This is a genomic window from Streptomyces sp. NPDC047515 (assembly GCF_040643055.1).
GTDB lineage: Bacteria > Actinomycetota > Actinomycetes > Streptomycetales > Streptomycetaceae > Streptomyces.
This window is the reverse complement of record NZ_JBEYTM010000047.1, coordinates 23,388-48,578: the sequence shown is the minus strand read 5'-3', so window position 1 is coordinate 48,578 and position 25,191 is coordinate 23,388. Positions and strand designations below refer to the sequence as shown.

At 70.2% G+C, this 25,191-nt stretch carries 20 protein-coding genes and 3 pseudogenes; 17 read left to right on the top strand and 6 right to left on the bottom strand.

What is annotated here, in order from left to right; translation table 11 throughout:
* Positions 1–31 precede the first annotated feature (31 nt).
* The 3 genes from ABZ826_RS29860 to ABZ826_RS29850 all read left to right on the top strand — a co-directional run bounded on the left by ABZ826_RS29860 (position 32) and on the right by ABZ826_RS29850 (position 3,630).
* Complete coding sequence (locus tag ABZ826_RS29860) at positions 32–397, top strand: metalloregulator ArsR/SmtB family transcription factor (protein ID WP_361454982.1); 366 nt, start codon at positions 32–34, stop codon at positions 395–397.
* Entirely contained in the window at positions 381–3,098 is a 2,718-nt protein-coding gene (mgtA, locus tag ABZ826_RS29855; protein ID WP_361454979.1) for a magnesium-translocating P-type ATPase, read from the top strand. The genes ABZ826_RS29860 and mgtA overlap by 17 nt, the downstream gene beginning before the upstream one ends.
* An 85-nt stretch (positions 3,099–3,183) precedes the next feature.
* Positions 3,184–3,630 (top strand): GNAT family N-acetyltransferase, encoded by a 447-nt coding sequence (locus tag ABZ826_RS29850; RefSeq protein WP_361454976.1) that lies wholly within the window; start codon positions 3,184–3,186, stop codon positions 3,628–3,630.
* A gap of 30 nt (positions 3,631–3,660) precedes the next feature.
* Here ABZ826_RS29850 and ABZ826_RS29845 read toward each other — a convergent pair whose 3' ends face one another.
* Positions 3,661–5,088, bottom strand: coding sequence for an LCP family protein (locus ABZ826_RS29845; protein WP_361455012.1), 1,428 nt, complete (start codon positions 5,086–5,088; stop codon positions 3,661–3,663).
* Between the two features lie 255 nt (positions 5,089–5,343).
* Here ABZ826_RS29845 and tatA point away from each other — a divergent pair.
* From tatA to ABZ826_RS29830, 3 genes and pseudogenes are all read left to right on the top strand, one after another.
* Positions 5,344–5,502: pseudogene (tatA, locus tag ABZ826_RS29840) on the top strand (Sec-independent protein translocase subunit TatA); the annotation flags it as partial.
* 193 nt (positions 5,503–5,695) lie between these two features.
* Positions 5,696–6,271 carry a TerD family protein gene (locus ABZ826_RS29835; RefSeq protein ID WP_361454973.1) on the top strand — a complete coding sequence of 192 codons (576 nt, stop codon included), beginning with the start codon at positions 5,696–5,698 and terminating at the stop codon, positions 6,269–6,271.
* A 282-nt stretch (positions 6,272–6,553) separates the two neighbouring features.
* Positions 6,554–7,153 (top strand): class I SAM-dependent methyltransferase, encoded by a 600-nt coding sequence (locus tag ABZ826_RS29830; RefSeq protein WP_361454970.1) that lies wholly within the window; start codon positions 6,554–6,556, stop codon positions 7,151–7,153.
* 24 nt (positions 7,154–7,177) lie between these two features.
* On the opposite strand, the gene ABZ826_RS29825 is transcribed toward ABZ826_RS29830, so the two are convergent.
* Complete coding sequence (locus ABZ826_RS29825) at positions 7,178–8,080, bottom strand: oxygenase MpaB family protein (RefSeq protein ID WP_361454967.1); 903 nt, start codon at positions 8,078–8,080, stop codon at positions 7,178–7,180.
* Positions 8,081–8,155: 75 nt separating this feature from the next.
* On the opposite strand from ABZ826_RS29825, the pseudogene ABZ826_RS29820 reads away from it, so the two are divergent.
* Together ABZ826_RS29820 and ABZ826_RS29815 are read left to right on the top strand one after the other, a co-directional pair.
* Positions 8,156–8,486 (top strand): annotated as a pseudogene (locus tag ABZ826_RS29820) (hypothetical protein).
* A gap of 93 nt (positions 8,487–8,579) precedes the next feature.
* On the top strand, positions 8,580–9,746 hold the full coding sequence (locus ABZ826_RS29815) for a hypothetical protein (RefSeq protein ID WP_361454964.1): 1,167 nt from the start codon (positions 8,580–8,582) through the stop codon (positions 9,744–9,746).
* A gap of 97 nt (positions 9,747–9,843) precedes the next feature.
* Here the strand turns inward: ABZ826_RS29815 and ABZ826_RS29810 are convergent, their stop codons facing one another.
* The 3 genes from ABZ826_RS29810 to ABZ826_RS29800 form a co-directional block, all read right to left on the bottom strand.
* Complete coding sequence (locus tag ABZ826_RS29810) at positions 9,844–10,386, bottom strand: MOSC domain-containing protein (RefSeq protein ID WP_361454961.1); 543 nt, start codon at positions 10,384–10,386, stop codon at positions 9,844–9,846.
* Positions 10,387–10,405: 19 nt separating this feature from the next.
* On the bottom strand, positions 10,406–10,588 hold the full coding sequence (locus ABZ826_RS29805; protein ID WP_361454958.1) for a hypothetical protein: 183 nt from the start codon (positions 10,586–10,588) through the stop codon (positions 10,406–10,408).
* 85 nt (positions 10,589–10,673) lie between these two features.
* Positions 10,674–11,753 carry an acyl-CoA desaturase gene (locus ABZ826_RS29800; RefSeq protein WP_361454955.1) on the bottom strand — a complete coding sequence of 360 codons (1,080 nt, stop codon included), beginning with the start codon at positions 11,751–11,753 and terminating at the stop codon, positions 10,674–10,676.
* 327 nt (positions 11,754–12,080) lie between these two features.
* On the opposite strand from ABZ826_RS29800, the gene ABZ826_RS29795 reads away from it, so the two are divergent.
* The 9 genes and pseudogenes from ABZ826_RS29795 (at position 12,081) to ABZ826_RS29755 (ending at position 24,231) form a co-directional block, all read left to right on the top strand.
* Positions 12,081–14,963: a DEAD/DEAH box helicase gene (locus tag ABZ826_RS29795; RefSeq protein ID WP_361454952.1), complete on the top strand. Its 2,883-nt coding sequence runs from the start codon at positions 12,081–12,083 to the stop codon at positions 14,961–14,963.
* Positions 14,960–16,391 (top strand): annotated as a pseudogene (locus ABZ826_RS29790) (SWF or SNF family helicase). The gene ABZ826_RS29795 and the pseudogene ABZ826_RS29790 overlap by 4 nt, the downstream one beginning before the upstream one ends.
* Positions 16,392–16,560: 169 nt before the next feature.
* A complete protein-coding gene (locus ABZ826_RS29785; RefSeq protein ID WP_361454949.1) occupies positions 16,561–17,910 on the top strand; it encodes an esterase-like activity of phytase family protein in 1,350 nt (449 codons plus the stop codon).
* 282 nt (positions 17,911–18,192) lie between these two features.
* On the top strand, positions 18,193–19,236 hold the full coding sequence (locus tag ABZ826_RS29780; RefSeq protein WP_361454946.1) for an APC family permease: 1,044 nt from the start codon (positions 18,193–18,195) through the stop codon (positions 19,234–19,236).
* A complete protein-coding gene (locus tag ABZ826_RS29775) occupies positions 19,233–19,601 on the top strand; it encodes a hypothetical protein (protein WP_361454943.1) in 369 nt (122 codons plus the stop codon). Before ABZ826_RS29780 ends, ABZ826_RS29775 begins: the two co-directional genes overlap by 4 nt.
* Positions 19,598–20,614, top strand: coding sequence for an acetamidase/formamidase family protein (locus tag ABZ826_RS29770; protein ID WP_361454940.1), 1,017 nt, complete (start codon positions 19,598–19,600; stop codon positions 20,612–20,614). Before ABZ826_RS29775 ends, ABZ826_RS29770 begins: the two co-directional genes overlap by 4 nt.
* Positions 20,615–20,660: 46 nt before the next feature.
* Positions 20,661–21,254, top strand: a complete 594-nt coding sequence (locus tag ABZ826_RS29765; RefSeq protein ID WP_361454937.1) for a peptidoglycan recognition family protein — start codon at positions 20,661–20,663, stop codon at positions 21,252–21,254.
* 105 nt (positions 21,255–21,359) lie between these two features.
* Positions 21,360–22,610: a GAF domain-containing protein gene (locus ABZ826_RS29760; protein ID WP_361454934.1), complete on the top strand. Its 1,251-nt coding sequence runs from the start codon at positions 21,360–21,362 to the stop codon at positions 22,608–22,610.
* A 97-nt stretch (positions 22,611–22,707) separates the two neighbouring features.
* Entirely contained in the window at positions 22,708–24,231 is a 1,524-nt protein-coding gene (locus ABZ826_RS29755) for an aldehyde dehydrogenase family protein (RefSeq protein WP_361454931.1), read from the top strand.
* Between the two features lie 160 nt (positions 24,232–24,391).
* Here ABZ826_RS29755 and ABZ826_RS29750 read toward each other — a convergent pair whose 3' ends face one another.
* Entirely contained in the window at positions 24,392–24,565 is a 174-nt protein-coding gene (locus ABZ826_RS29750; protein WP_361454928.1) for an integrase, read from the bottom strand.
* Positions 24,566–25,191: the final 626 nt, after the last annotated feature.

The window sequence follows — 25,191 nt, the reverse complement described above, 5'->3', positions numbered from 1 at the left end:
CAGTCGGCCCACGCTGACAGGGAGAGCAAGAGTGTCGACAGCTGCCGACGGCGGTTTCACGGATCCGCCCGCGGAGGTACTGGTGGAGGCGGCAGCCGCCTTCGGCCTGCTGGCGACACCTGCGCGGCTGCACATCGTGTGGGCCCTCGCCCAGGGCGAGAGTGATGTGACCGGCCTCGCGGACCGGGTGGGCGGCACCCTTCCGTCGGTGAGCCAGCATCTGACGAAGCTGAAACTGGCCGGCCTCGTACGGTCACGGCGTGAAGGCCGTCGGCAGGTGTATCTGGTCGACGATCCCGATGTGGTGACCGTCGTCCGTTTGATGGTCGGCCAGCTCGCCGCACGCGCCGGACACACACCCGAGCAGCCCGTACACCTCCGTGAGCTCGGTGCCTGAGAGCAGTGCCGCCGCAGGTCCCGGCAGCACCGATCCCGATGACTCGTCCGCCGTCGTCGTGCCGATAGCGAGCGCGTCGGCAAGCCGGAGCGCCGCCGATGTCGCGCCGCCCGCGCCGTCCGTCGCCGCGCCGACCTCCTTGCAGGTACTCCGTTCGCTGGACAGCGGCCCTCGGGGGCTGCAGGAGGCGCAGGCGGAGGAACGGCTGGCCCGGTTCGGCGAGAACACCCTGCCGGCCTGGCGTCCGGTCTCCTGGCCCCGCCGTTTTGTTCGCAGCCTGCGGGACCCGTTCACCTCAGTGCTCCTCTGTCTGGGTCTGGTCTCTGCGGCGGTGGCCTCGTGGGGCACGGCCTCGGTGACGCTAGTGCTCGTGGTCGTCAGCTGTGTGTTGCGCTCCGCGGAGGAGCATCGGGCCGATCGCTCCACGGCCGCGCTGCGTGAACTGGTGGCGACAACAGCGACCGTGCTGCGCCGCACCGGACCGGACGCCGTGCCGCAGGCACGTGAGCTGCCGGTCGGGGAGCTGGTGCCGGGCGACGTGATCCGCCTCGGTCCCGGAGATCTTGTGCCCGCCGACGTACGGCTTCTGCGCGCGAGCGGCCTGACCGTGCATCAGTCGGCCCTCACCGGCGAGTCGGCGCCGGTCGCCAAGGAGCCCGTCGACGCTCCGGACCGGGACCGGTCGCCCGGCGTCGGGCCCGGTGGCGAGGCCGGGCTGTTCGCGCGGCCCGAGCTGTGTTTCCAGGGCAGCAGCGTGGCGTCCGGCAGCGGCACGGCGGTCGTGACCGCCACGGGCGCGGACACCCGGTTCGCCGCCGCGTACGACAGTTCGGCACGCCGCCGCGGCACGAGTGCGTTCGACCGTTCGGTCCAGGGGATCTCGTGGACGCTGATCCGGTTCATGCTGCTCACCCCGCCCCTGGTGCTGATGGCCAACGCGGCCCTGCGCGGCCGCGGTCTGGAGACGTTGCCGTTCGCCGTCGCGGTGGCGGTGGGTCTGACTCCGGAGATGCTGCCGGTGATCGTCACGACGGCCCTGGCCAGGGGCGCTTCGCTGCTTGCCCGCAACCGCGGGGTGATCGTCAAACGGCTACCGGCCCTGCATGATCTCGGCGCAATCGGTGTGCTGTGTCTGGACAAGACCGGAACGCTCACCCAGGACCGGCCCGTCGTCGAACGGTCGTTGAACGGAGCGGACCGGTCCGATCCCGAGGTACTGCACTGGGCCGCGGTCAACGCGCTGTGGACGCTGCAGCTCGCTGATCTGCCCGCCCCCGACGCACTCGACGAGGCGGTGCTGGACGCGACCGAGGAGCAGGGGGAGGCGCTGTCCACGTACGACGGCGTGACCGCGCTGCCGTTCGATCCGGTGCGGCGACTGGGCACCGCCGTCGTACGCAGTCCTGGGCGGCTCGGCATTCACACCCTCGTCACGAAGGGGGCGGTGGAGGCGGTGCTCGACCGCTGTTCCCTCGACGACTCCGAACGGGACCGGCTGAGGGCCCTGGCCGCCCGTGAGTCCGCGAACGGCCTGCGGCTGCTCGCGGTGGCCCGGACCGAGCGGCCCGCCCGGCTCGGCGCGTACACGACGGCCGACGAGCGAGGCCTGACCTTCCTCGGCTTCGTCGCTCTGCGGGACGCGCTCACCCCGAGCGCCGCGGAGGCCCTGGGCGTGCTGGAACACCGGGGCGTCTGCGTGAAGGTCCTCACCGGCGACGATCCCGGGACGGTCGCCCGCGCCTGCCGGGATCTGGGCCTCGATCCGGGCGAAGTCGTCTCCGCGGCGCGGATCGACGCGCTGTCCGACGAGGAGCTGGCGGATGCCGCCGACCGGGCCACGGTCTTCGCCCGCTGCACGCCGGAGCACAAAGCCCGGATCGTCTCCGCGCTGCGTGCCGCCGGGCACACCACCGGTTTCCTCGGCGACGGCGTCAACGATCTGCCCGCGATGCATGCGGCCGATGTCGGCATCTGCCCGCGCAACGCGGTCGACGTGGCGCGGGAGACCGCCGATGTGGTGCTTGCCGAGAAGGATCTCGCAGCCATCGATCACGCGATCACGGCGGGCCGGCACTGCAGCGGGAACATCGCCACGTATTTGCGCATCACTCTCTCGTCGAACCTCGGCAATGTCATCGCGATGCTCGCCGCTGGGCTGATGCTGCCGTTCCTGCCGATGCTTCCCGCGCAGGTCCTGGTGCAGAACCTGTGCTTCGACGTGGCACAGCTCGCCTTCGCGTTCGACCGGCCGGCACCCGCGGTGCTGCGGCGGCCGACGGTGCTGCGCCCGCGCGACTTCCTCCGCTTCATCACCGGTTTCGGTCTGCTGAACGCCACCGCCGACCTGGCGACGTTCGCCGTGCTGGCCTACGCCTTGCACGATTCGGCGACCACGGACGGGCAGGAGGCCTTCCACTCGGGGTGGTTCACCGAGAACCTGCTCACCCAGGCTCTGGTCATGCTGCTGCTCCGTACGGGCCGTCGCTCCGCCGAGGGGCGCAGCGGGGGACCGCTGCGCGCCGCCGTGTCCGGACTTGCCGTGGTCGGCCTGGTGCTGCCGCTCAGCCCGCTCGGGCCGCTGCTGGGCATGAGTGCGCTGCCACCGCTCTACTACCTGTTGCTGGCAACGGTCCTGGCTCTGTACGCATACGGGTTGTGGGCGGCCCGAGCCCGCTACGAACGGAAGTGGAGATACTCGTGACCCCACCAGGCATCGACCACCCCGAACCCGGCACCCGCCCCGGCGCCGATGGTGGGCAGGTGGTGCGTGCTCGCCGGGCCACGATGTGCCCGCGCTGGTGCGGCTGCTGATGCTGGCCGACATGGGAGTGGAGACCGGGGGCGCCGACGCCCCATGGCGGGCGGCCTCCGCGCGGTGGTTCACCGAGCAGATGCGCCGCCCTGACATGTTCGCGGCTTTCCTCGTCGACGATCCCGAGCTCGGCACCGTCTCCAGCGCGGTCGGGACGTGCGACGCACATGCCCCCGGCCCGGCCGATCCGAGCGGGCTGCGCGGGCATGTGTCCAATGTCAGCACCGACCCCCGTCGGCGCCGCCGCGGGCACGCCCGTGTCTGCCTCGAAGCCCTGCTCACCTGGTTCCGTGAGGAGACCCGGGCCATGGTCGTCGATCTGAACGCCACGGGGAACGGTGCCGCGCTGTACGAGTCGTACGGCTTCGCGGCTCCCAGGCACCCGGCCTTGCAGCTTCGGACGGGACGGGCACCGCGCTGAGCGTGCCGTGATCCCGCTCTTGGGCGGCGGTCAGCCGTAGGAGAGGTCCGCGCAGGGGTCGTCGTCGGCCGACCTGACTCCGCCGGAGAGGGGGGACGGCACTGCGGAGGCGGTCGGCGTTCCCGGCCGGACCACTGGATTCCCGGCGAAGGAACTGCCGAGGATCACCCGGATTCCGGCGGTTGTGGACGCCGTCGTCCGCGCGCCGGTGAAGAACCCTGCGGTGGTCTTCGCCGCGTCCCGCAGGCCCGGTCCGAATTCGACGACGGTCGAGACGTGGTCCTGGCTGCTCGCCGTGGCCGTGGTGGTGACGGTGAAGCCCCGGGAGCGCAGCAGCCCGGTGGCTCGGGCCGCGAGTCCTGTGACCCTGGTGCCGTTGTAGACGGCGACGGTGATGCCCGTGCCGGAGACCGGAGCGATGGCCGTGGGCGATGCCGGGCGGCTGTCCGCCCCGCCTCCCTCGGCCGGTCCCTTGCCGTCGGCGTCCTGGCCGTCGACCGTGCGGTCTGCCTTCAGCGCCGCCCAGAGCGCGTCGGCATCCGGTTCGACGAGCGCGACACGTGGGCCCTCGTAGCGCCAGGGGACGGTGACGAACTTGGTGTTGCGCAGGTCGATGTTCTTCATCGACATGGCGAACGACAGAAGCCGGTCGGCCGACCCGAGTCCGGGGTCGACGGTCATCGCCCCGGTGGCCGCGTCGGCGAGCGGCAGCAGCGTGCCGGGGTTCGGCCCCTGGGACTTGATCTTCTTGATGAGGGAGGCCACGAAGGCCTGCTGCCGCTTGATCCGCCCCATGTCCGAGCCGTCACCGATGCCGTGCCGGAGACGGACGTAGTCGAGTGCCCGCTGCCCGGAGACGGTCTGCGGTCCCTTCGCGAAGATCCGGGCGCCTCGTGTGGGCCTCTTCGGGCTGAGGTCGCGCTGGTAGACGTCCTGGGGAAGGCATACGGGTACGCCTCCGACGGCCGAGGTCAGTGCCGAGAATCCGGCGAAATCGACGACGACGGTGTGGTCGACGCGCAGGCCCGTGAGATGTTCGACGGTGTTCTGGGTGCAGGCCGGGTTCCCCTCGGCCGTCTCCCCCACCGAGAACGCCGCGTTGAACATCACCGCGTGCTGCGGCGCGGTCCACTCGCCCCCCGGTGCTTTGCAGGGCGGGATGTCGACCAGGGAATCACGCGGGATGGACACGGCGACCGCGTGCCTGTGGTCACCGTACACATGGAGAAGGAACGCGGTGTCGGATCGCCCCACCGCACCCGTGCCGCCGCCCAGCCCGCTGTTCTCGCCAGCGCGCGAGTCCGACCCGATGACCAGGACATTCTGCCCCTTCGACAAGTCCGGTGGTCGGTCTCCGGAGATTCCGTCCGTGCTGAAGGTGCCGATGCTGCCATTCACCCGGAGACAGCCCCACCCGATGCCGGCGACGAACAGCACGAGCAACGACAGCCCCGACACTGCCGTGCGCCGCAGGCTGCTGCCTCGCTCCCCGTCGGTTCCCGCCTTGCGACTTCCCGTCATCGGCCCCCCGTCCATCCGGCTTCCAAGGGGGAAGACGCGTTCCGCCCACCCCATGGTTGTACAGTTGCGCAATGTGACAAGTAACGTTGCTCGACTGGATCACCGGACCTGCCCACAGCCAGCCTGAGGCACCGTCCGCGAACGCCGAGCGAAAACAGCGGTCAAAACACCGAAAGGAAGGGCGGGACATAGATGTTGCGCAACGGTCTCGAACCCTGGCACCTGCTGATCGTGGCCATTGTGGTGATCGTGCTGTTCGGCTCGAAGAAGCTGCCGGACACGGCCCGCGCCCTGGGCAAATCCATGCGGATCCTGAAGAGTGAGGCGAAGGCCATGAAGGAGACCGACGCGAACCCGGGCACCGAGCCCCGCGCATGAGACACCGGTTCGCCGGAGTACAGCGGCCCTCGTCGCCTTCACTTCAGGGATTGCGCAAGCAAGGGAACCAGGAGTGCGGCGCCGTCGTTGGCCCGGGTGACGGCCGAAGAAGCGCCGATCATCGCAGCACTGAAGCGCTGGACCACTGGATCAATGGAGGAAGTTCATGGGTGTGAGCCTGGCCAAGGGCGGCAACGTCTCCTTGTCGAAGGAGGCGCCCGGCCTGACCGCAGTGACGGTCGGCCTGGGCTGGGACGTACGGACGACGACGGGCGCGGATCACGACCTGGATGCGAGTGCTCTGCTGTGCTCGGACACCGGCAAGGTGCTCTCCGACCTGCACTTCGTCTTCTACAACAACCTGACGAGCCCGGACGGTTCGGTCCAGCACACCGGGGACAATCTGACCGGTGAGGGCGAGGGCGACGACGAGTCCATCAACGTGGATCTGTCGGCTGTCCCGGCGAACGTCGCGAAGAAAGTCTTCCCGGTCTCCATTCACGACGCGCAGAGCCGCGGGCAGAGCTTCGGCCAGGTCCGCAACGCGTTCATCCGCGTGGTGAACCGGGCGAACGGCGTCGAGCTGGCCCGTTACGACCTCAGCGAGGACGCCTCGACCGAAACCGCCATGGTCTTCGGCGAGCTGTACCGGCACGGCGCAGAATGGAAGTTCCGCGCCGTCGGCCAGGGGTACGCCTCGGGCCTGGCCGGCATCGCGTCCGACTACGGGGTCAACGTCTGACCTCGTGGACCTGTACGGGCGATGAAACACGGGCCTCTCCTCCTTCTCCGCTCACCCGGGCAGGGAGGAGGGCCTGTGTTGCACGTGCCCTCTTGGCCGCGCCCACCCCATCGCGCCCGAGAGGACCTCGGGCCGCTGACCACCTCGCGGAGGATGAGCCCGTCGGGCAATTGCGCGGGCAGTCGACGGGTGGGGGTGGCGGAGCCGTTCGAGCTGGTCGACGGCCGCTGTCCGACGTCACGGCCCGTTTCGCCCCGTCGGCAACTGCGCGATCATGTCCGTATGGCCGATGACCACACACACGTCCAGGACTTCTTCACGGCCCGCGCGGCGGACTGGGACACCCGGTTTCCCGACGACGGGCCTGCCTACGCCGCCGGGGTCGACGCCCTCGGGCTGAGGGCCGGGGACGCCGTGCTCGATGCCGGCTGCGGTACGGGGCGGGCGCTGCCCGCGCTGCGCGCCGCCGTGGGACCGCAGGGCACGGTGCTGGGCGTGGACCTCACCAAGGCGATGCTGGACTCGGCGGTACGGGCGGGACGTGACCGTAGCGGGGCACTGATCCTCGCCGATGTCGCCCGATTGCCCCTGCGCTCGCGGTCGCTCGACGCGGTGTTCGCGGCCGGGCTCATCTCCCATCTGTCGCACCCAGGACCGGACCTCGCGGAATTGGCGCGGGTGGTTCGACCGGACGGGCAGCTGGCTCTCTTCCACCCCATCGGGCGGGCCGCCCTGGCAGCGCGCCACGGCCGCCCGATCACCGACGACGACCTGCGGGCCGAGCACAACCTCGGCCCGTTGCTGGCATGTTCGGGCTGGCGGCTCGACGCGTACACCGATGAGGACGACTGCTTCCTCGCCCTGGCCGTACGGATGCGCTGACCTGCGGGCGCGGTTGACTTCCGCTCACTCGGCCGTGGCGGCGGGGCCGCGCTTGTGCGGTACCGGACAGCCTCGGATGCCCGGGGTGGGAAACGTACCGAGCCCGGAGATCTCGTAGCCGCCGGGATAGCCCCTGATCTCCGGGTTCTGCCGGGCGTAGTGGGGGGTTGCACGCGGCGGCAGCAGTCGCACGGCCCGTGCTCTCAGCCGCAACGCGCCGTGGATGAGGCCCCGTGCCGTGGAGCTCGGCCGTTCGTAGCGGAATGCCCGCAGCAGCGAGTCGTCGAGAAGCGCGAGGGCCGCCTTCCGCGCGACGGAAGTGAGGGGGCGCGGATACCAGGAGCTCATCAGGTCCAGCGTGGCGTCGGAGACGCGGCGCCCCCCTTCGTCCCAGCCGAAGTGCTCGGCCTCGTAGGAATCGAGGGCGCACTCGAAGTCCTCGTACGTCCGAGGCAGGTCCTTGATACCCATGTGCGCACCCAGGGTGCGGTAATAGGCGGCGCATGCCCGCAGTTCGTGATCGGACAGCCGACGCCATCCGTAGTCGTCGAGCCATCTCTTCGGGGTGACGACGAAGGTGCACAGCACATAGCGCATGTCGTCGTCGCTGATGTCGTAACTGCGGTGCATCTGATTGATCCGGCGGATGGCCGTGCGTCCCGGGTCGCTGTCGAACCCGTGCTCCACGACCGTGTCGAGGAGAAGTGCGGTGTCGTCGTAGCGCTTCTGCGAACGGACCGTCAGCTCGGCGGTCTCCGCGAGGAGTCGGCCGATGCTGGGGACGGCATAGGTGCGGTACAGGGCCAGTTCGAGAGCGCGGGTGATGTCCCAGGGAAACTCGTAGGTCGCCGTGATCCGGTAGATCCGGAGGAAGTCCCGTTCCGGATCGAGACGCTGGATCTCCTTCAGCCGGTCGTACCGCTTCACCGCACCGCCCCCTCTTCTCGGTCGAAGGTCCAACACTACGTCGGCGGGGAACACCGTAGGTGGCAGGCGCAAGTCATGCGCTCGGAGGTTCTCGGAAAGGCGGTCTCCGTGATCGGCATAATCGGCAGCTTGCGGAAGGTGGTCTCCCCGGACCGGAAGGACACGCGGCAGGCGCGATCTCTCGATGAAGGGCGACGCAAGCGGCGCAATCTCTTCGAGGCTGCCGCCGCCTATGTCTCGGCGTCCGTGGACGACGATCAGGCGCTGGCCGACGAAGCGGTCACCCGAGGCACTCTCCTTCGGTGTCAGCGAGCTTGCCTGCCGCGCCGTGATCGCCCTGGCCCGTGAGCGCGACGAGTCGCCGCGGGCAGTGGCTCGTACGCTGCTCGGCCTGCCCGCCGACTGAAGGACTTCCTCCGCCGGGCCGTGCGCGTGTCATCCCTTGTCAGGGCCTCGACGAGTGGGTTACCGAGTCGTTAAGGTGCGCCGACGGACAACCATGACGGACGAGGAGGGTGCCGTGGCCGGGACGAGCGACACAGTCGCCGACGACGACGCACTGTATGTGCTGACCGCGGTACTGCTGACACCCGCGCAGTTCCCGAGCGTGCTCGGTGACGACTACCCGGCCGCGTGCGCGGCCCTCGCCCTCGAACCGTACGCCGAGGGATACGGGCTGGTCCTGGGGCAGGACGGCAGTGGTGCGCGGTGGACCGTCGTCGTCGAGGACGTGTCGCTGGTCGCTGTGGCGATCGCGTCGTGGGACTGCGGAATGGAGTACGACCTCTCTCCCGACGACCGTTCGGTGGTCTGTGCGCTGCCCGGCTGGCCCCTCGCGGTGGGGGTCGCGGCGCCGGGAGTGGCCGCGCCGCACGATCCGTTGCCGGATCCGGCGGCCGAGGGTTCCGATCCCGCGCCACTGGCACCACCCGACACGGATTCGTGGGGCCCGGCCCAGAGGCGCATGGGTGCGGACGAGATAGCGCATCAGTGGGCGGCCTGGCGCGAGCAGATCGACGACGAGACGGCCTTCACCACGCCGGGAGTCACGGACGGCTCCAAGGTCGCAGGCGGCACGGCCGACGACGCCACGGGGGTGCGCGCCACCGCTGGGAACGACGAGGCAGCCGACGCCGGCAGCGGGACCGGGAGTCGAACCGGAGCCGACGGCGGGACCAAGGACGACGGTGAGGGCGAGCAGGAAGTCGCGATCGAGGGCGGGCGCGAAGCCGCGGCCGGGATCGAGGCCGAGCCCGAGGCCGGACTCCGGGGCGGATCAGATGCAAAGGCCCAGGACGAGGCCGTAACCGGAGCCGGGGCCACGGCCGAGGGCGAGGCCCGGAGCAGCGGCCCCGACGCCACGGCCGAGAGCCCCGCGCCGGACGCCCCTTCCGGGGCACATCCCGGTGTACGGCGGGCGCTCGCGGAGGCACATTCCTATGTGGACACCCCGCCGCCCCCGGGTCGTGTCCGGTCCTCCTTCGCCACCGGCGAGGCCCGCATGCTGCGCGCCGACGGCCCCGGTTGGTCCCTGGTCGCCAGAACCGATGACATCGCGTTCGTCCTGCTGGACGAGGTACCGGGCGAGGTGCTGCCGGTCGGGCGAGGCGCGGCGCTGCCGGGCCTGTTGAAGGCCCTGGACGAGATCGCGGTACGGCCGGCCTGAGCACGAGACCACCACGCCGGCCAGGCGGCCGACCGCTGTCGGCGAACAGCAGACCGAGTCGGCCGAGGCGACCGGCCTCGCCTCACCCGCGCTCCGGCTACACGCGTTCGAGCGCCCGATGCGGACCCACGGGCAGCTCGACCTCGATCGGGTCGCCAGGACGGACCACTCCGCCGACCGTGACGATGCCCATGATCCCGGCCTTGCGCACGACCCGGCCCGTCGCGTCACGGCCGACGACCTGCTTGAGGAGACCGTCCTTGAAGCTGTCGATCTGCAGACAGGGGTTGCGCAGTCCGGTGACCTCGACGACGGCCTCGTCACCGAGGTGCAGCAGGGCGCCGACGGGGAGCGCGAGGAGATCGACACCATTGGTGGTCACGTTCTCCCCGAGGTCGCCGGGAGCCACCTCGAAACCGGCTGCCCGCAGTTCGCCGAACAGCTCCCCGTGGATGAGATGGACCTGGCGCAGATTCGGCCGGGTGGGATCCTGCGCGACCCGGGACCGGTGCTTGACCGTGACCCCCGCGTGCACGTCTCCCTCCACGCCGAGCCCGGCCAGCAGCGTGACGCTCCGCCTGTTCGGTTTGGTGAACGAATACGCCTCGCTCCTGCTCACCACCGTCACTCTGCCGGTCATCGCGGCGCCCCCATCGTTGTCAGCGGCCTATTTCCTTGCGGGTGATCCTGCGGAGCCTGCGCCGCTGGCCGGGATCCAGCATCAGATAGGCGACCGCCGGAACCCCGATCAGGACCAGCAGCGACAGCCAGAATCCGATGAACGGGATCAGGATGACCGCCGCGACGACTCCCCCGATGGCAATCTTCGCGCTGTTCGACATCGTCCACGCCTCCTTCGCGGCCCGAGGCCGCTCCTGCTGTGAGAACGCCTGTACGCGCCCGTCGGTTCCAGCCGGACGGGAGTCCTCACCTGAGAGGTTCGCCGACCTCGTGCATGTGCTGGAGTGCCTGCCGGTAGGACTCGATCAGTCCGGTCTCCGCGTACGGCATGCCGAGTGCCTCGCAGTGGGCGCGCACCATGGGCTGCGCCAGGCGCAGATGCAGGCGGGGCATGCTCGGGAAGAGATGGTGCTCGATCTGGTAGTTGAGCCCGCCGAGGAACCAGTCGGTGAGAAGGCCGCCGCGCACGTTGCGCGAGGTGAGGACCTGGCGCTGGAGGTGGCCCCAACGGTCGCCGTCGGGGTCGGGCATCTCCATGCCCTTGTGGTTCGGGGCGAACGCCATACCCAGGTGGAGCCCGAACAGCGCGTGGTGCACCAACGCGAAGACGACGGCCTTGCCCGGGGACATGACGGTGAGCAGCAGGGTCGCGTAGAGACCGAGGTGGGCGACCAGGAGCAGTGCCGAGAGAGCGCGCTCCCCGGCGGGCTGCCGCCGCAGGTACTGGAAGCCTGAGATCTTGAGCGCGATGCCTTCGAGGAGCAGCATCGGGAAGAAGAGCCCGGCCTGGTTGCGGGTCAGCCAGCGGGCGAATCCTTCGCGCTGGGCCGCTTGCTTCTGGGTCCAGACGAGGGCGCCGACGCCGACGTCCGGGTCCTTGTCGATGTGGTTGGGATTGGCGTGGTGGCGTACGTGCTTGTCGTTCCACCAGGCTTCGTTCATGCCGAGCAGCAGGTTCGCGTGGAACAGCCCGATGACCCGGCTCGCCCTGCGGTCGCCGGTTATCTGGGCGTGTCCGGCGTCGTGTCCGACGAACGCGGTGCGGGACCAGAAGACCGCCAGTGGCAGCGCGAGCAGCAGGGTCCACCAGGTGTTGCCGAGGAGGAACATCCCGGTGAGTACGGCACCCAGGGCGACCAGATTGATGGCAATGCCCGCCGTGTACCAGCCGGTGCGCCGTTCCAGGAGACCTTGCCCCCTGACCGCCCGCAGGAGGGGTGCGAAGTCGCTCCCCTGGCTCGGAGCGGCTCCGGCACCGTCGGCACTGACAGCACTTCCCGCACCGTAACGGGTGCCTTCCACAACGGTGGCTACGGCCTGGGGCATGAGGTCTCCGGTCTCTGGAAAGCTGCGCTGACCTGTAGAAACGTACGGTGACCAGAGCCAGGGCGACCATGGCGCCACCACCCGGGACGTACGGGGGCAAGCCCCCTCCCTCCAAGGGGGTGCTGGCTCCACCCCGGGGGGCGACACGCCCCATCGCCCGGCAGCCCCGGGGTGCGACACGCCGCCGCGTCCGGCAGCGTCGCGAGGCGGCCGAGGCACGTGAAAGTGAGCTGGATCACGACGATCGTGCTCACGGTCGTACGTCTCGGTGGAGTACCCTCGGCGGCTCGAACCCGACTAGTCAAATTTGAGGAATTCGGCATCGCTGTGCACAGGCTCCCTGCGGCAACGCTCTCCGAGATCTCCGCACTCTCCGGCTGCTCCGTGGTCTTCCTGCCCGCGGACCCCTCCCGTACCGGCCGCATCGCCTTCTGGCATCCGGACGGCAGCAGTCCGCCCGACGCTCCCGGCTCCGTGGAGGAGTTGACCGTCGCCGGCGCCGACGCGCGGGTCCACGCCGTGCCGGCGCTGTTGCTTCCGGTCCGCGACGCGCTGCCCGTGCTGACGCGGGCCCGGACTTCGGCCCATGCCTCCGGCGCCGCCGCGTTCTGGGGCGCCGCTACGCTTCTCGCTCTCCAACTCGCCGCCCGTGGCCTGCTGCTTCCCGGGCTGACCGTCACCGATCACGATGCCTGGCGGGCCGGGCCGCTGACCGCCGACGATCAGTCCCGGATCCGTACGCTCGCGGCCTCGATGCCTCCCCTGGCCCACGCGGTACCACTCGACCTGACCGCGCGGCCCGTTCTGCTGCCCGAACCCGAGCGACTGCTCCGCGCGTTCCTCGACGCGGTTGCGGACGGGCTGCCCCGCACCCCCGCCGCGGCCTTCGCCACCGGTGGTCCGGCGTTCGCCGTCGACGAGCCACAGCATCTCCCCGACCAGCGGGCCTGGGCCGCCGACATCGCAGCCGGGCACGACGCCGGCGTGCGGCTCTCGCTGCGGGTGGAGGTGTCGGGCCTGACGGCGCCGGACGAGGAAGCCCGGCCGTCCTTCCGTGCTGTTCTGCAGATCCACAGCGTCAGCGATCCGACGCTGGTCGCCGATGCCACCGAGGTTTGGACGGGGTCCGCGCCGGCCGCTGCGGGCTTCGGCCCCCGTGCCCGGATCGATGCCCTGTTGGCGCTGCGCCGGGCCGCCCGTGCCTGGCCGCCGCTGTCTCCGCTGCTCTCGGCCGCGGTGCCCGACTCCGTCGAACCGGCCGACGAGGAGCTCGCCGACCTGCTCGGCCACGCCGGGCGGGCCCTCGCCGCGACCGGGGTCCAGGTGCACTGGCCCAGGGAACTGGCCCGCAAGCTCACCGCACGCGCGGTGATCGGTCCGGCCGAGGACGGGGAGGACCCGGAACACAAGGCGTTCACCCGCACCGGATCCGACACACCACCGCTCCTGTCGGCGGATGCGCTGCTGGCCTTCAACTGGTGGTTCGCCCTCGGTGACCAGAAGCTCAGCCGCGCCGAGCTGGACCGCCTGGCCGAGGCCAACAGGCCGGTGGTCCGGCTGCGCGACCAGTGGGTGCTGATCGACCCGGAGGAGGCACGGCGCGCCCGCGAGACCGAGGACCGCAAGGTCACTCCGATCGATGCGCTCGGTGCCGTACTGACCGGATCCACCGAGGTTGACGGCCGCAGGATCGATGTGCGGGCCACTGGCTGGCTGGAGCGGTTGCGCCGTCGGCTGGCAGATCCCGAGTCCGACGGACCGGGGAGCGAGGCACAGACGGTCGGTCAGCCCCCGGCGCTCACGGCCACACTGCGCGACTACCAGCTGCGCGGTCTGAACTGGCTGCACACCATGACCTCGCTCGGCCTCGGTGGCTGTCTCGCCGACGACATGGGGCTGGGCAAGACCATCACGCTGATCGCTCTGCATCTGCACCGCCAGAGCATCGAATCCGCCGCCGGGCCGACGCTCGTGGTCTGCCCGACGTCACTCATGGGGAACTGGCAGCGGGAGACCGAGAAGTTCGCTCCCGGTACGCCGGTGCGCCGCTTCCACGGCGGTTCGCGCAGTCTCACGGGCCTGGCGGACGGCGAGTTCGTCCTCACCACCTACGGCACGATGCGGCTCGACTCGGCGAAACTCGCCGGCATCCGGTGGGGCATGGTGGTCGCCGACGAGGCGCAGCACGTCAAGAACCCGTACTCGGCAACGGCCAAGCAGTTGCGCACGATCGGCGCGCGGGCACGGGTGGCGCTCACCGGCACCCCCGTGGAGAACAATCTGTCCGAGCTGTGGGCGATCCTGGACTGGACGACGCCCGGCCTGCTGGGCCGGCTCGGCACGTTCCGTACGCGATACGCGCGAACCGCGGAGGGCGGCGATCCGGCGGCGGCCGAGCGACTCGCCGCGCTGGTGCGGCCCTTCCTGCTGCGACGGCGCAAATCGGATCCGGGTATCGCCCCGGAGCTGCCGCCGAAGACCGAGACAGACCGCACGGTGTCGCTGACGGCGGAACAGGCGGGCCTGTACGAAGCGGTGGTACGGGAGACTCTGACCGCCGTCTCCGGCGCCGACGGCTTCGCCCGGCGGGGCCTCGTCGTGAAACTGCTGACGGCGCTGAAGCAGATCTGCAACCACCCGGCGCAGTACCTGAAGGAACAGGAGCCGCGGATCGAGGACCGTTCGGGAAAGGTGGAACTCCTGGACGAACTGCTCGACACGATCCTGGCGGAGGAGGCGAGTGTGCTCGTGTTCACCCAGTACGTGCAGATGGCCCGGCTGCTCGAACGGCACCTCGCGGCGCGCGGGATTCGCACACAGTTCCTGCACGGCGGTACGCCGGTCGCCGAGCGGGAGGCGATGGTGAACCGCTTCCAGTCGGGCGAGGCCCCGGTCTTCCTGCTGTCGTTGAAGGCCGCCGGCACCGGACTCAATCTCACCCGGGCCGGCCATGTCGTGCACTTCGACCGCTGGTGGAACCCGGCGGTGGAGGCGCAGGCCACCGACCGCGCGTACCGGATCGGGCAGACCCAGCCGGTGCAGGTGCACCGCCTCATCGCCGAGGGCACCATCGAGGACCGGATCGCAGACATGCTGACCCGCAAGCAGGGGCTGGCGGACGCGGTGCTCGGCTCCGGCGAGGCGGCGCTGACCGAACTGACGGATGCGGAACTGGCCGATCTGGTGCAGCTGCGAGGGGGCACGCGATGAGCGACGGATACGACGGCGAAGGACACGAGCGCGTCGCGTACGGCGATGCCGGTGACCGGTACGGCGATGTCGGACACGACGGTCGAGGGACCGATTCCGCCGACGACGGGCGCGGCGCCCCGGCGCCGGTGCCGGTGCCGGAGCGCACCTTCGCCGCGCTGCCGCCCGCGCGCGGCCGCGGCTTCGCGGAGTCCTGGTGGGGCCGGGCGTGGCTGAAGGCCCTGGAGGACACCGCGCTGGACGGCGGACAGCTCAAGAAGGGGCGAAGGTTCGCCCGCGAGGGCCGGGTCGGCGCGGTGACCGTACGGCCCGGCCGGATCACCGCTGTCGTCCGGGACCGGGACGCGTCCACGTACCGCGGTGACGTGCTCCTGCAGGAGCTGAGCGAGGCGGACTGGGAACGGTTCCTGGACATGGCCGCCTCCCGGGCCGGGCACATCGCGGCGCTCCTCGACCGGGAGATGCCGCCCCACCTGGTGGAGGACGCGGCGGCGGCCGGGGTGGATCTGCTGCCGGGGATCGGCGATCTGGACCCGGAGTGCACCTGTGAGGCGTGGGACCACTGCCCGCACACCGCCGCCCTGTGCTACCAGGTCGCGCGGCTGCTGGACCAGGATCCGTTCGTCCTGCTGCTCATGCGCGGGCGTGCTGAGCGGCGGCTCCTGGACGAACTCCAGGTCCGCATCGCGGACCGCGCCGAGGGGCGGGCGCCGTCGGGTCCGGTCGCCTCCGACGGTTCCGGCGCGCCGGAACCCAGGGCGCGGGACCGGGGCGTACGGGCGGACGAGACCTTCGACGCGCGGGACATTCTGCCCCCACTGCCCGCGCCCCCGTCGCTGCCGGTGGAACCGGGCCCCGCTCCGTCGCTGGACGCGGAGACCGAACCGGAGCCCGGTGTCGAACCGGCGGTCCTGGAGATGCTGGTCACGGACAGCGCGGTGCGCGCCTGTCGGATGCTGGCGGACGCGCTCTCCCCCCGGCCATGAACATCAGCCGCTGCCGACGGAATTGACACCGCGACAGGACGCCGTACGTCTGATCGCGGACGCCGGGCCGGAGCCGTGGATCGCCACACGACTGGCCGCCGGATCGGGACGTTCGCGTCCCGAGCTCGATGCGGCGGTGCGTACGTGGCGGTATGGCGGGGCGGCCGCGCTCACCGTGCTCGACGAGGAGTGGACCCCGGATCCGGAGACCCTGGCCAGGGCCCGGACGCGGCTCGCCGAGGCGTGGGAGAAGGGTGAGCAGCCGCAGTTCTGTTCGGCGGGCAACCGGTGGACGGCCGTGCAGGAGGGTGTGCAGCTCCGGTTCGGGCGGGACGGTCGCTGGTGGCCCTACCGTGCGGAGAGCGGGCGCTGGGTTCCGGCAGGCCCGGCGGACGACGATCCGGCGGCGGCGCTGGGGAGTTGCGGCGTGACGGACGACTGAGGTCGCCGTCCGCGTGGACCGCTCGGTGGCGGGACGGGCGGCGGCCGGGCAGTGCTGTTTCCTGTCCGTCGCCGAGTTCCGCCCCAGCGTTCAGCTCGACGTCACCGCCCGTTGAGGGTGAGGGCGGAACCTGACGGCCGTCCGAGCTGTTCGTGCTTCAGGAGGCCCCATGTCCAAGCGTGTTGTCCGTCGTTCGCTCGCCGTCGGGCTGCCGCTCGCCCTGCTCGCAACGGTGTGTGCCGCCGGGACGGCGACGGGCGCGCCGGACCGGCACGAGCACCAGGAACCCACCGCTCGGGTCATCGGGAGCGCCGTGCTCCCTGACATCCCGCTCGCCGGTTTCAGCAACGGGCTGCTCCCCGGGACGGTCGCCGACGACCGCGGCGTGATGCTCGGCGGCATCGGCAGCGACCTCTACCCGGCGGGCCGCAAGGGCGAGTTCTGGACGGTGACGGACCGCGGCCCCAACGGCCAGATCAAGATCGACGGAAAGAAGCGGCGCACCTTCCCGGTCCCGGGCTTCGACCCGGCGATCGTCAGGATCCGGGTCAGCGGCAAGCACATCGAGGTGCTGCGGGCCATTGCGCTGACCACCCGCTCCGGTGCCGCCGTCACCGGTCTGCCGAACCAGCGGGGCCGTGACGAGGCTCCGTACACGTACGATGCGAAGACACCGCTCGCGTACGACCCGAACGGCCTGGACACCGAAGGCATCGTCCGGGCCGCCGACGGCACGTTCTGGCTCGTGGACGAGTACGGTCCCTCCCTGGTCCATGTCTCGGCCCGCGGCCGGGTGCTGACACGCTACGTCCCGCAGGGGCTCGGGCTGACGGGCGCCGACTATCCGGTGGTCGAGGCGCTGCCCGGCGTGCTTCTGAACCGCAGGATCAACCGTGGGTTCGAGGGGCTGGCCCTGCTGCCGGGTGGTGACCTGGTGATGGCGGTGCAGAGCCCGCTCTCGCTGCCCGACCAGGACGCGGGCGAGTCGTCGCGCAATGTGCGGCTGCTGCGCTTCTCGACGAAGAAGCGCGCGGTCACGGCGGAGTACGCCTACCGGTTCGACCCGGTCGATGTCGTGGACCCCGGCGAGGACGACACCTCCGAACTGAAGATCTCCTCGGTCGTCGCGGTCGGCCGCGACGGGCTCCTGGTCGAGGAACGCACGGACAGGGTGGCGCGGCTGCACCGGGTGACGCTCCCCCGCGGCTCCGGAATTCTTGGTTCCGCCTGGGACGACCCGATGACGTCACCCTCCTACGAGGAGCTTTCCGACCCCTCGGCGTCGGGTGTACCGACGCTCCGCAAGAGCCTGGTCGTCGACCTGGGCGAGGTCACGGGTGTGCCGGGGAAGGTCGAGGGCGTGGCGGTGACGGGCCGGGACACGCTCGCCCTCATCAACGACAACGACTTCGGGATGACCGACGGCGCCGAGGCGTTCGACGCGAACGGCCGGCTGGTCGACAGTGGCATCGACACGTCGGTGACGCTGCTGAAGCTGCCGCGCCCGCTGCACGGCTGACCGCGCTCCCGCCCGGCGGTACGGGGGCACATGCTCCCGTGCCGCCGTCGCCGTGCGTTCCGCCGACTTCCCCGTCCGCGTACCCGATTCCGGGCTCCTGCCGTCTTCCGCCGCCCGCGTGACGCCCGTACGGTGGGGCGCGCGAGAAGCTGAGCCGCACATCGGACAGCACCTTCCGATCATCGGACAAAGCGAGCCACAAGGGTGTCGGGGGATTCGAGCAGCGGACTGTTACGTGATGCCGTCGGGCTGCGCGAGGTCCTCTTCCAGAGCATCACGGCGATGGCGCCGGCCGCAGCCATCGCCGCTTCCATTCCCTCCGGGGCCGCGTTCGCGGGCGGGAGTCTGCCGCTCTCCGTGGTCGTGGCACTGATCGCCTGTCTGTTCACCGCGTCGTGCGTCGCGGAACTGGCGCGTCATCTGCCCGCCGCCGGTTCGGTCGCCACGTACTCCGCGCAAGGCCTGCACCCGGCCATCGGCTTTCTCGTCGGCTGGGGCTATGTCTTCGTGGAGGCTCTGGTCCCCGCACTGCTGCTGCTCCAGCTCGGCTTCACGACAGCGGGCACCCTGCACCAGGAGTGGTCGTCCCATCCGGCACACCTGTGGTGGCCCTGGTCGCTGTTCGGCGCGGCGGTCATCGCGCTCGCCGGGTATTTCGGCGTACGGGCCTCCGCCCGGTTCGGAACCGTGCTCGGGATCTTCGAGGTGCTCGTCTTCGTCGCCTTCGCCGTACTGCTCATCGGACAGGCCGGCTCGGACAACACGCTCTCGGTGTTCGGCACTTCGCACACCGCGGACGGGTTCGACGGCATCAGCGGGATCTTCGCGGGGTCGGTCTGCACCGTACTGGCCTTCGCCGGATTCGAGGCCGCGGCACCGCTTGCCGAGGAGACGAAGAACCCGCGGCGCACCATGCGGCGTGCGGTGCTCGGTGCGGCACTCTCCATCGGCCTGGTGTACGTCCTCACCACCTATGCGATGTCCGTGTACTTCGGGCCCGACAGGTTCGCCGGATTCGGGGCTTCGGGAGCGGCGTCCTGGGAAGGCGTGGCACGCGCCTCGTTCGGGTTGTTCTGGGTGCTGCTCTTCCTCGCCGTGGTCAACTCGACGGTGGCCAACGCCAACGCCTGTGCCACCGTCTCGACCCGGACGGCGTTCGCCCTCGGCCGGATCGGGGTCTTCCCACGGGCGTTCGCACAACTGCACCCCCGCCGCCGCTCCCCCGTCACCGGCGTGGCCGTGCAGTTCGTGATCGCGGTGGGCGCGACACTCGGACTGGGGTTCGCCTACGACCCGGTGACGGCCTTCGTTCTGCTGGCCACGTGATCGTCATGTTGATCATCGGTGTGTACATCATCGTGAACCTCTCCTGCGCCGGGTACTTCCTGCGACGGCGGCGGGACACGTTCAACCCCGTACTCCATCTGCTCTTCCCGGCATTGGGCACAGCGGCGTTCGTGCCCGCGCTGTTGACAGCCGCCGGAATCCCGGCCTTCGACTTCGTCTCCGAGCTGAGCGCGCCCGTCTCTTACGCCGGTCCGGTCGTCGGTGTCTGGATGCTGATCGGAATCGTTGTACTGGTGGTGCTGCTGCGCAGACATCCGGAGCGGGTGGCACAGACCGGACGGATCCATCTTGACGACGCCCTGGAGCCGGCCGGGGAACCCCGGACAGGAGCGGCACAGCGATGAACGACCCCCGAATCCTGACCGTCCGGCCCAAGGAGGGCGAGTACGCCTGGACCTTCGGCGGAGCGGCCCCGGTCGCCCGCATCGAGCCGGGGACGTTCCTCGCCGTGTACACCGAGGACTGCTTCGCAGGACGGGTGCGTTCCGAGGAGGACCTGGTCTCCGAAGTCTGCGAGTTCCCCTTTCTCAACCCGCAGACCGGACCCTTCCATGTGGTGGGTGCGGAGCCCGGTGACACCGTCGCGGTGCACTTCGTGTCCGTCGAACCGGCCAGGGACTGGGCCGCCTCGACGACCGTTCCGCTCTTCGGGGCGCTCACCTCCACGCACACCACCGCGTCGCTGCAGGATCCGCTGCCCGAGGTGGTGTGGATGTGGCAGCTCGACCGGGCACGCCGCACCTGTCTGTTCAGCGCCCGGGACAGTGACGTCCAGGTGGAGCTGCCGATGGATCCGATGCACGGCACGGTCGGGGTGGCGCCGGCGAATCTGGAGGTCCGGTCGGCCTTGGTGCCCGACGCACACGGCGGCAACATGGACACCCCGGAGATGAGGGCGGGCGTCACCTGCTACCTGGGCGTCAACGTCGAGGGGGCGCTGCTGAGCCTCGGCGACGGTCATGCCCGTCAGGGCGAGGGCGAGACCTGCGGGGTCGCCGTGGAGAGTGCGATGAACACGGTGGTGCTCGTCGAGCTGCTGAAGGGCGTCACGACTCCGTGGCCGCGCATCGAGTCCGACACCCATCTGATGTCGACCGGTTCCGCGCGTCCCCTCGAAGACGCCTTCCGGATCTCGCAGTTGGACCTCGTGCGGTGGGTGGCGCGCGACTACGGACTCTCCGAACTCGACGCCTATCAGCTCGTCAGCCAGGCCGGCGAGGCGCCGTTGGCCAATGTGTGCGACACCAACTACACCTGCGTGGCGAAGATCCGCAAGGAGTGGCTGCCCGCGGGTGATCCCCATCGCGGACTCCACCACCATCTGCGGGAGACGGCGACACTGCTGTCCAGCCCATGACCCCACCACCCGCCCCTCGTCCCTCCCCCCACGCACAGGAGTGTTCATGCATCGCAGAAGGATTCTTCAGGGCGCCGCGGCGACGGCGGCTGCCGCGCTGATCCCGGCCTCCGCCCGCGCCGCGGCTGCCACAGCGGCAGGCGACACGGACTATCCGCTCGCCCACTGGACCCCCGCATCGACGTCCAACTACACGGCGTCGAGCCGCCCTTCGGCCTATCCGGTCCAGTATGTGATCATCCATGTCACCCAGGAAACCTTTTCGAACACGATCGGGATCTTCCAGAATCCGGCGAAACAGGTATCCGCGCACTATGTGGTGCGCTCGGCGGACGGCTATGTCGCCCAGTGCGTCCGGGAACAGAACATCGCCTGGCATGCGGGCAACTGGGACTACAACACGCGCAGCATCGGGATCGAGCACGAGGGCTGGGTGGACCAGCCCTCCTACTTCACCAACGCCATGTACGAGAAGTCGGCGCTGCTGACCGCATCGGTCTGCGACCGCTACAACGTCCCCAAGGACCGCGCGCACATTCTCGGCCACGTCCAGGTCCCGGGCACCGACCACACGGATCCCGGCCCGAACTGGGACTGGGTGCGCTACATCCGGCTCGTCAATCTGCACTCCGCCGGCTGACGCGTCTTCGCCGTCACGTCCGCTCACTCTCCGCACCCCGGTTGTCGCAGGCGTCGACTGCGGCCACGATGGGACGGGCACGACGCACCTGGACGGGAGAGTGAGTTGACGGACCCCTGGGTGGCCCTGACAGCCGATACGGATCCCGGCGTACGGCTCGGCCAACTGCGGCACGCGCACGAGGTGTTCACCACGGCCGGGCGGCTGGAGCGGCCGGTGCGACCGGTGGTCGGCGAGTCGTGGCGGCGCTCGGCACGGGCACGCGTCAGCCCGGACGGCGCTGCCCTGGTCGAGCTGGGCGCGGACGATCTGGGGCCGTACCGGGACGGGCATCCCCTGGCCCCCGCGATGCCGTTGATCCGTGAGCTGATGAGCGCGTACGCGATGGACGGGGAACACCTCCTCGCGGTGTGCGACGCGCACGGCAGACTGCTGTGGGTCGAAGGGCACGCGTCGACCCGTCAGGCCGCGGACCGGATGAACTTCGTGGAGGGCGCCTGCTGGGCCGAGTCGGTGGCCGGGACGAACGCGCCGGGTACGGCCATCGCCGTGGACCGACCGGTACAGGTCTTCGCGGCCGAGCACTTCCTGCGACCGGTCCAGCAGTGGACCTGCGCGGCGGCACCGCTCCACGACCCGCACACGGGGCGGGTCCTGGGCGCCGTGGACATCACCGGTGGAAACCGACTGGCGCATCCGCACAGCCTGGCGTTCGTACAGGCGGTGGCACGCGCCGCCGAATCGCAACTCGCCCTGCGTACACGCCCACCCGACGGCGGGACCATCCGGCTCAGTGCGCTCGGGCGGGACGAGGCACTGCTGGTCACAAAAGGCCGCAAGTTCCGGCTCAGCAGACGGCACAGTGAGATCCTGGTGACGCTGGCCCGCCACCCCGAGGGCCTCGGCGGCGACGAACTCCTCGTCGAGCTTTACGAGGACGAGTCGGTGACTCCGGTGACCCTGCGGGCCGAGCTCTCCCGGCTGCGGCGGCTGCTCGGCCCCGACCTGCTGTCCTCCCGCCCCTACCGTCTCGCCGCGCCGGTCGACGCCGATTTCGACACGGTGGCGCGCAGGCTGGCGTCCGGCGCGGTCGCGGCGGCGCTCAGCGCCTACCCGGGCCCGCTGCTGCCCGGCTCGCAAGCGCCCTCGGTCGTCCGCCTGCGGGGCCGGCTCAACGGGCAGCTGCGGGCGGCGCTGATCGCGCGCGCTGACCCGGGGCTGCTGGCCGACTGGGCGTACAGCCCTTGGGGCGAGGACGACCTCCAGGTCTGGCGGGCGCTCGCGGCGGCCGTACCCGCAAGGCAGCGCCCCGCGCTCCTCGCCAGGGCGCGAGCCCTGGACGCCGAGCGGCGGTAGCCGCGTTTCGCCGCAACGGGGTTGCAACGTGGCAGCGCCTATCCTCACGCCGAGGGCCGTCCAAGGGCGGACGGCACGGATCCGGGAGGCCACAGAGATGACCCGTTACGCTGCGCCGGGCACCGAGGGCGCCATCGTCTCGTACGAGTCCCGCTACGACCACTGGATCGGCGGCGCCTACGTCCCGCCCGCCCGTGGCCAGTACTTCGAGAACCCCAGCCCTGTCAACGGCCGCCCCTTCACCGAGATCGCCCGTGGCGGTGCCGAGGACGTCGAACGGGCCCTGGACGCGGCCCACGCGGCGGCCCCCGCCTGGGGAGCCACCGCGGCAGGAGACCGCGCCTCGGTCCTGAACAGGATCGCCGACCGGATGGAGGCGCACCTGGAGGAGCTGGCGGTCGCGGAGAGCTGGGACAACGGCAAGCCGGTGCGGGAGACCCTGGCCGCCGACATCCCGCTGGCCATCGACCACTTCCGCTACTTCGCCGGTGCGCTCCGCGCCCAGGAGGGGTCGCTCAGCGAGCTCGACGACGACACGGTCGCCTATCACTTCCACGAGCCGCTGGGCGTCGTCGCACAGATCATCCCGTGGAACTTCCCCATCCTGATGGCGACCTGGAAGCTGGCCCCGGCGCTCGCCGCGGGCAACGCGGTGGTCCTCAAACCGGCCGAACAGACCCCGGCCTCCATCCACGTATGGCTGAAGCTGGTGGCCGACCTCCTGCCGCCCGGCGTCGTCAACGTCGTCAACGGCTTCGGCGCGGAGGCCGGCAAACCACTCGCCTCCAGCCCGCGCGTCGCGAAGATCGCCTTCACGGGTGAGACCACCACCGGGCGGCTGATCATGCAGTACGCCTCCGAGAACATCAAGCCGGTGACACTCGAACTGGGCGGCAAGTCGCCGAACATCTTCTTCGACGACGTGTGGAACGCGGACGATGACTTCCGCGACAAGGCCCTCGAAGGCTTCACCATGTTCGCCCTCAACCAGGGCGAGGTCTGCACCTGTCCGTCACGCGCGCTGATCCAGCGCGGCCACTACAGCGAATTCCTGGAGGCGGGCATCGCACGCACCGAGAAGATCGTGCCGGGGCACCCGCTGGACACGGACACGATGATCGGTGCACAGGCCTCCAACGACCAATTGCAGAAGATCCTCTCGTACCTGGACATCGGCCAGCAGGAGGGGGCGAAGGTCCTCACGGGCGGTCAGCGGATCGAGTACGACGGGGAGCTGGCCGGCGGCTACTACGTCCAGCCGACGATCTTCGAGGGCGACAACCGGATGCGGGTCTTCCAGGAGGAGATCTTCGGCCCGGTCGTGGCGGTCACCTCCTTCTCGGACTTCGACGACGCGATCAGAACGGCGAACGACACGCTCTACGGCCTCGGCGCGGGCGTATGGACCCGCGACATCAACACCGCGTACCGGGCCGGCCGAGCCATCCAGGCAGGCAGGGTCTGGACGAACTGCTACCACGCGTACCCGGCACACGCCGCCTTCGGCGGCTACAAGCAGTCGGGGATCGGCCGCGAGAACCACAAGATGATGCTGGAGCACTATCAGCAGACGAAAAACCTCCTGGTGTCGTACTCGCCGAAGAAGCTTGGCTTCTTCTAGACGCAGAAAAAGGGCGCCTGACCAGGCAAGATACCCGTCAGGCGCCCTCCACAGCACACGGCCAAATGGTAAGGCGATACGCGCCCTTACTCCTGATATCTCCCATCGGTATCCCAGATCTGACCAGCTGTTCCGGGGCATTTCCGGGCCAAGGTCCCGCTCAGTCGCCCTCCGCGTCGCCCGTCGGCGTCTCCCACCGCTGCATGGACTCCTCGATCAGCCGGTTCGCATGGTTCCGCGCTTCGGCCAGGAACTTGGCGTAGTAGCGGAAGAGGACCTGGATGCTTTGTCCGGCTCGGCGCGCGCACTCGGCGGGGTCGACTCCGGAGGCCAACCAGAACGAGATGCCGGCGTGGCGCAGGTCATAGGGGCGCTTCGCCGGCTCAAGGGCGTGCTCGTCAAGGGTGAGAGCGACGTCACGCGCTCACCCCCAGGTAATGCCGTACGCCGAGGCATCGATGTAGTTCCCCGCTGCGTTGCGGAAGAGACGTCCGTCGGGTGCCACTCCAAAGGTTCGTATGTGCTCGCGCAACATGCGGACGAGCACTGGTGGGACAGGAACCGGCCGCGTGGCCTTGGCTGCTCGCCGTTTCAGGGAGTGGACCTCATGGACAGCGCCGTGATCCGTCCACTCCTTACCTGCAGTCACCACTCCACCCTTCAGGTTCAGAAGTCCCCAGCCGCTCGTTGGCAGGCGGCACTGAGATTTCTGCAGGTGGATGACCTCCGCCGGACGCATGGCGGCGTAGTACATGCAGCCGAAGAAGGCGTACAGGTGAGGGCCCGGCCCGGTAGCGCCTTGACGGCGGCAAGCAGTCGGGCGACCTGAGCCGGGTTCGGCACGCAGTCGGGATCGACTTCGTCAGCGACTTCCGGCGCCGTCCAGCGAAGGCCGTTCAGCGGGTTCTGAGCGAAGTATCCGCGCTCGACGGCTACTCCGAACACCTCGTTGACCGCAGC